The sequence below is a fragment of the Chryseobacterium sp. CG10_8 genome (genome assembly GCF_058117085.1).
Genome location: NZ_JBYVEB010000197.1, coordinates 1 through 2,395 on the forward strand (window position 1 = coordinate 1; position 2,395 = coordinate 2,395).

The 2,395-nt window shown below is 28.8% G+C and carries 3 protein-coding genes; all 3 read right to left on the minus strand.

Translation table 11 applies throughout. The annotated features are described in order from the left end of the window. On the minus strand, positions 1-349 hold a 349-nt coding region (locus AC4AGG_RS16050), incomplete at its 3' end, for a hypothetical protein (RefSeq protein ID WP_489773031.1). Positions 350-583: 234 nt separating this feature from the next. After that, on the minus strand, positions 584-1,153 hold the full coding sequence (locus tag AC4AGG_RS16055) for a hypothetical protein (protein WP_489773032.1): 570 nt from the start codon (positions 1,151-1,153) through the stop codon (positions 584-586). Positions 1,154-1,388: 235 nt separating this feature from the next. Then, positions 1,389-2,395 (minus strand): hypothetical protein (locus AC4AGG_RS16060; RefSeq protein WP_489773033.1); only part of this gene is annotated, 1,007 nt, incomplete at its 5' end.

The window sequence follows — 2,395 nt, forward strand, 5'->3', positions numbered from 1 at the left end:
TGGTAGTTCCTAAAAATACATATAAATAATTACCTTGAACATCAACCTGAACTCTCATTTCGGGATAAACCATTGATATTGCCCCAACATCAAAAAGACTCAATGAATTGATTGTGCTGATACCATTTCCATTATAATTAACCAAAAACAAATCCCCCCCTGCAGTTAAACTTGGACCAAATCGATGTATAATGGGAATAATAAAATTAGTCCCATTATATACCGTGAAGTCATATGCATAATTATAATCAACACCACTGAAACTGTTAATCATGTCAATTTTACCGTTAAGTCCAAAGTTAGAATCTACCTGACCATTGCCTGACGTTTTACTGATTGATGACGTCATATAATAAATCAAGGATTTATCACTTAAAATTTGAGGTTTTTGCAATCCACAATGTCCGCTAAGACAATATTGTGCTAGACCATTGACTCCAAAAGTTGTATCATAAGAACCTGTTGAAAAATTAACTTTTCTAAAAGGAGAATTACCCGTATAATCGGAATCTTCCTCTAATACCGTTTGTGTATCAAAGTAAAACGAATTTTTAACAGGTATAAGTGAAGGACTATACGACTCTCAACCAATATTTGCATAAGGATATGCTGTGACAATGCCATTCGACCCAAAACTATTATCAATTGTCCCCGAAGGAAGATATTGCAAAAATTGATTTAAAGTTCGGATAAGTAAATTACCATTTGATAACATGATTCGATATTTCTCATCAACCAGCCTAGGTAAGACACCTGCACTTGCATAACTACTATCCAAATTTCCATTAAAAAAATACTTACTACCCCCTAAAAAGAAAAGAGAATTTTGTCCGACATGGAATACAGTATCGTCGAAACCTCCATTCACCATGTCAATTGGCACCAAAAAACTTCCTCCATTTCCAAACGAAGTATCTATACTTCCATTACTGTTGAGCATTGTTAGAACTGAGTTGAAAGACCCGTCAGGATTCGGGGATGTAGTTAGATAATGAACTAAAATTTTATCATTAACAAAATGATGTGAGAAAAATTTTGAATTTCCTAAGTCAACAACTCCATTATTCCCAAAAGAAGTATCAGCAGTTAAGTTAATCTGAGCATCAAAGAAAAACTGAGCACAGAAAAGTGCTAAAAAAAAGATCTTTTTCATTTTACGTGTTTTTTTAATTGTGAAAAATACGAATTTATGGGAAAGCAATTTCAAACTTTGGTTTGAAATTAGTCATAAAAACATAAAAATCCTGAAAAATTAATTTCAGGATTTAATATTTATTTTAATTGAAGATTACACCAATTGTATCAACAAAACCTCATCAATTTTCTCCACTGTGACCAAATTGTTTTTTTTTAAGTTTATAAAAGCTTTATCTCATTTTGTTAAAAAATCATGGCTCATAAAATTCAACACCAAGGCTGTTGATATAGTAATAAAGATTGTTATTTATAAAAATTTTGTAAAAATTAAGATTACCATAACCTTCAATAGCATATTGAATTTTATATATTCTTTTGGGTGGAATTTTTACGATCGATTTATCTTTATTAAAGAAAGCAATTTCTTTTTGCTCATCACTATTTACACAAATAATAATATCCTCTCCTACATTTACTTCTTTGTACTTAACATCGAAGAGAATTTGACCATCGTAAAATAGTCCTTCCTTTTCTCTCTTTTTTAGCACAAAAAAATCTTTTATATGCTCATCTCTCTCATAATAATCCTTTACTTTTGATTTTATATCATCAAAAATAGGTTCTAATATTACATTTTTAAAATCTTTTGAATTAGTTAGAATTAATCCAAATTTTTCATCTTTTACGCTTTTTATTATTGTATATTTTCCAATTTCAATATCTGTAAAAACGTAAGAAATACCTTTTTTAGATTTATAACTTTGCGATTTTGTATTGTACTTGTTTGCTGAAGATTGAAGTTTAGCATACGAAATATCATACGATTCAAACGGACCACTGTAAATCTCATTTATGTCTTTACGAATTTTGGAATCAAATTTTATCGGAGTAATGTTAACTAAATTAAATTGTTCATCTAAAGCAAATATTTCATTTTTCTTATTTATTAGCTTGAAATCATAAAATTTATTTTTCAATTCTGAATTCAATTTTTTCCTAAATTCCGAATTGATATCCTCTATTTTATAAGACTGGTCAACTACAAATTTCCCTTGTCTGATATCGTATATTCCATCAGAAAATTCTTGATTCCCAAATACTTTTAAAAAATAAAAATAACCATCCTCATCTTTATTCTTATTTATATATTCTTCACATTGGATGTCTTTGTATTTTGAATCTAAAATTACTTTTCCTTCTAAATCGTAGTATCCAATTTTTTTATCCTGATAAACTTTGATGCCATTGTAATATTTAA

What these genes read in the sequence shown, in the direction of transcription:
- AC4AGG_RS16055 (WP_489773032.1), bottom strand. Translation starts at nt 1,153, where the DNA reads ATGAAAAAGATCTTTTTTTTAGCACTTTTCTGTGCTCAGTTTTTCTTT.